This is a genomic window from Bradyrhizobium sp. (assembly GCF_049581145.1).
Lineage (GTDB): Bacteria > Pseudomonadota > Alphaproteobacteria > Rhizobiales > Xanthobacteraceae > Bradyrhizobium.
Genome location: NZ_JBAURI010000432.1, coordinates 1 through 3,735 on the forward strand (window position 1 = coordinate 1; position 3,735 = coordinate 3,735).

Here is a 3,735-nt window from a genome sequence, read left to right on the forward strand (position 1 = left end):
CAAGGATCGTACAATGCGCACGGCGATCGCGGCCTCCGCGGTGCCGGTCTATCAGGAGATCGCCCGCCGCATCGGCGAGGCGCGAATGCAGAAATATGTCGATCTGCTGGAATACGGCAACCGCGATATCGGCGGCGGCATCGATCAGTTCTGGCTGACCGGAAATCTGCGTATCGATCCGATGCAGCAGGTCGATTTCGTCGATCGGCTAAGGCGCGGCGTACTGCCGATCAGTAAGCGCAGCCAGGACCTGGTGCGCGATATCCTGCCGGCGACCAAGGTCGCCTCGTCCATCATCCGCGCCAAGTCGGGGCTGTTGGGCGCCGAACGCGGCCAGCCCTCGCTCGGCTGGATGGTCGGCTGGGCCGAGAAGGCCGACGTCGAAAACAGCACGACAGATACGGTGTTCGCGCTCAACATGGATTGCGTCGAGCCTCGCCTCGTGCCCGAGCGCATGGCGCTGACGCAAACCTGCCTCCGGGACATCGAGGCGATCTGATTTCTCAACGGCGCTCAAGCGACAGCGAGACGGCGGTGATGTCCGCGCCGCCTTGCGGACGGATCGACACGGTCTGGCGGTTGCCGCGGGTCGTCAGCGACAGGTCGGCCGAAAAAGTCTGTCCGCGCGCGGCGGCCTCGATGTGATCGCCGACCGCGCGGCCCTCGATGGTGCCGGAAGCGTCCCGGCTGGCCTCGGTCCATTGGCCGGAGATGGCGCCGTCGCGGTATTCCACCACGTCGCTCGCCAGATCGAAATTGTAGCTCTGGCTGGCGCAGCGCAGATTGAGCCGCAGCTCCGCGCCGCTTCCTGCGACGTCGTAGGCTGCCCGGCAGCGCAGCCGCTCCTGCTCGCCATCGGCCATGCTGATCGTGCCGCCGCCCATCCAGGCGCCGGCCATGGCGCGGAACGGTGAGAGGGCTGCTTCGGTCGGGCCGAAGGGGAGAGCCAGCACGGTCAGCAGCAGGGCTGTTCTGGCGATCGTGGATCCGGTCATGGGGATCTCCATTTTTTCGGATTGCTCCCGGTAACGCGGAAATGCCGATTGGGTTCAATCGGGTTCCAAAGGCCCTGGCCCGCGCGGCTTCGCCCGCCTAAGTTCCTTCGATTACCAACAAACCGGAGGAAACATGCACCCCCCAACGATCTGGCTAACTTCGCTCGCGGTCGCCGCCGGCGGCGGCTGGCTCGCGGCCACGCTGTTCGCGCAACCCGCGACCAGCAAGGAACCGCGCTTCCCGCAGCTCACCATGGATCAGCTCGACGGCAAGCAGAAGCCGCTCGGCGAAGAGATCATGAAGGTGTCCAGCGTCGGCATCGGCGGACCCTACAATCCGATGATCCGCAGTCCCGTGCTGGGCCAGCGGCTGTTCGATCTGTTCTATTATCTGCGCTGGCAGACCTCGGTGCCGACCAGGCTGAACGAATTCGCGATCCTGATCATCGGGCGGCAGTGGCGCTCGCAGGTCGAGTGGTTCGCCCATGCGCCGCTCGCGGCCAAGGCGGGTCTGTCGCCGGACGTCATCGCGGACTTGAAGGCGGGGAAGCGGCCAGCCGGCATGGCCGAGGACGAAGCGCTGGTCTACGACTTCGTCACCGAGCTCACGACCACGCAGAAAGTGTCGGACGAGACCTACGCGCGGGCGAAAAGGATTTTCAACGATCAGCAGATCGTCGACCTGACCGCGGTCGCCGGCAACTACGTCATGGTCGCGATGATCCTGGCGATGGCGGAAGAGACCGTGCCGCCCGGCAAGGAAGAGCCGTTCAAGGTCGGAGAGAAGTGAGACAGGCACCGCGGCGCCTCCACATCTCATGCCCGGGGCTTGTTCCGGGCATCCACGCCTTTCGCTGCCGCGTCGAGGGAGAGGAAGAAAGACGTGGATGGCCGGCCATGACGAAGTGGATGTCTGAGCGACACCTCACACCTGCTTTGCCGCCCGTCCGATGCGGCCGAGATGGGTGAAGCCAAAGCCGGCCGAATATTTCAAGCCGTAGCCGAGCGCGCGGTCAAAGCCGATATGGGCGAGCCAGATCATCGCGATCGACAATGTCAGCGGTCCGGCAAAGCCGAAGCCGAGCGTCAGCAATGCCACCGGGATCATGTAGCTGTGCACCGCATTGTAGAAGACCGCGCCGATCTCGGCGTCGGCCAGATAGGCCAGAAAGCTCAGGTCCGGCGCCAGAAACAGCACGAGAAAAATCCACCACGAGCCGCCCCAGGCGGCATACAGCACCACCATGCCCAGGAGCAGCGTCAGCCCTTCGAGGCGGAGCAGGATCCTGACGCCGCCGGTGACGGCCCCGGTTGAGTCTGGCGCTGGACTTTCGCTCATGAGTTAATTCCCTGAATTATCTGATCTTTCCGTTCGCCCGCAGCACCGGAGGGTGCTGAAAGCCGGTTTCCCGATCGGAAACCGGCGTGTTAGAAGGCGCAGAATTTGTTGCGAAGAGGACGGGCGGACGACAGATGAAGCATATCCTGGACACCCTGGCGGAACGGCGCGCGGGCGCCAAGCTCGGCGGCGGCGAAAAGCGCATCGAGGCGCAGCACGCCCGCGGCAAGCTGACGGCGCGCGAGCGTATCGAGCTGCTGCTCGACAAGGGATCGTTCGAGGAATTCGACATGTTCGTCGAGCACAGATCCAGCGAGTTCGGCATGGACAAGACCAAGGTGCCGGGCGACGGCGTCGTCACCGGATGGGGCACCGTGAACGGCCGCAAGACCTTCGTCTTTGCCAAGGACTTCACCGTGTTCGGCGGCTCGCTGTCGGAAACCCACGCCCAGAAGATCGTCAAGATCCAGGACATGGCGATGAAGGCGAGGGCGCCGATCATCGGGCTTTATGACGCCGGCGGCGCGCGCATCCAGGAAGGCGTCGCCGCGCTGGCTGGCTATTCCTATGTGTTCCGCCGCAATGTCATCGCGTCCGGCGTGATCCCGCAGATCTCCGTGATCATGGGGCCTTGCGCCGGCGGCGACGTCTATTCACCGGCGATGACCGACTTCATCTTCATGGTGAAGAACACGAGCTACATGTTCGTCACCGGGCCCGACGTCGTGAAGACCGTCCCCCACGTGGTCGTCACCGCCGAAGAGCTCGGCGGCGCCTCGGTGCATGCGACGCGCTCCTCGATCGCCGACGGCGCGTTCGAGAACGATGTCGAGACGCTGTTGCAGATGCGCCGGCTGATCGACTTTTTGCCGTCCAACAACACCGACGGCGTGCCGGAATGGCCGAGCTTCGATGACATCGAGCGCGTCGACATGTCGCTCGATACGTTGATCCCGGACAACCCGAACAAGCCCTATGACATGAAGGAATTGATCCTGAAAGTCGTTGACGAGGGCGATTTCTTCGAGATCTCGGAAGCCTTTGCCAAGAACATCGTCACCGGTTTTGGCCGTATCGCCGGGCGTACCGTAGGCTTCGTCGCCAACCAGCCGATGGTGCTGGCGGGCGTGCTCGACAGCGATGCCTCGCGCAAGGCGGCGCGCTTCGTCCGCTTCTGCGACGCCTTCAACATCCCGATCGTGACCTTCGTCGATGTTCCCGGCTTTTTGCCGGGCACGAGCCAAGAATATGGCGGCCTGATCAAGCACGGCGCGAAACTGCTGTTCGCCTATTCGCAATGCACGGTCCCGCTGGTCACCCTGATCACGCGCAAGGCCTATGGCGGCGCGTTCGACGTCATGGCGTCCAAGGAAATCGGCGCCGACATGAACTACGCCTGGC

At 63.9% G+C, this 3,735-nt stretch carries 5 protein-coding genes; 3 read left to right on the plus strand and 2 right to left on the minus strand.

Annotated elements, in window-relative coordinates; genetic code table 11:
* Nucleotides 1–499, plus strand: a 499-nt coding sequence (locus tag WCB02_RS14100; RefSeq protein WP_423958833.1) for a penicillin-binding transpeptidase domain-containing protein, incomplete at its 5' end; no start/stop codon positions are given.
* A gap of 4 nt (nucleotides 500–503) precedes the next feature.
* On the opposite strand, the gene WCB02_RS14105 is transcribed toward WCB02_RS14100, so the two are convergent.
* Nucleotides 504–995: a hypothetical protein gene (locus tag WCB02_RS14105; RefSeq protein ID WP_423958834.1), complete on the minus strand. Its 492-nt coding sequence runs from the start codon at nucleotides 993–995 to the stop codon at nucleotides 504–506.
* A gap of 133 nt (nucleotides 996–1,128) precedes the next feature.
* Here WCB02_RS14105 and WCB02_RS14110 point away from each other — a divergent pair, with 133 nt between their 5' ends.
* On the plus strand, nucleotides 1,129–1,785 hold the full coding sequence (locus tag WCB02_RS14110) for a carboxymuconolactone decarboxylase family protein (protein WP_423958835.1): 657 nt from the start codon (nucleotides 1,129–1,131) through the stop codon (nucleotides 1,783–1,785).
* A 135-nt stretch (nucleotides 1,786–1,920) separates the two neighbouring features.
* On the opposite strand, the gene WCB02_RS14115 is transcribed toward WCB02_RS14110, so the two are convergent.
* Nucleotides 1,921–2,334: a DUF4260 domain-containing protein gene (locus WCB02_RS14115; protein ID WP_423958836.1), complete on the minus strand. Its 414-nt coding sequence runs from the start codon at nucleotides 2,332–2,334 to the stop codon at nucleotides 1,921–1,923.
* Nucleotides 2,335–2,468: 134 nt separating this feature from the next.
* Between WCB02_RS14115 and WCB02_RS14120 the strand changes: the two genes are divergently transcribed.
* A partial coding sequence (locus tag WCB02_RS14120; RefSeq protein ID WP_423958837.1) for an acyl-CoA carboxylase subunit beta occupies nucleotides 2,469–3,735 on the plus strand: 1,267 nt, incomplete at its 3' end.

Excerpts from the sequence above, each read along its gene's own strand:
- WCB02_RS14115 (WP_423958836.1), bottom strand. The coding sequence starts at position 2,334 with ATGAGCGAAAGTCCAGCGCCAGACTCAACCGGGGCCGTCACCGGCGGC.
- WCB02_RS14105 (WP_423958834.1), bottom strand. The coding sequence starts at position 995 with ATGACCGGATCCACGATCGCCAGAACAGCCCTGCTGCTGACCGTGCTG.
- WCB02_RS14110 (WP_423958835.1), top strand. The coding sequence starts at position 1,129 with ATGCACCCCCCAACGATCTGGCTAACTTCGCTCGCGGTCGCCGCCGGC.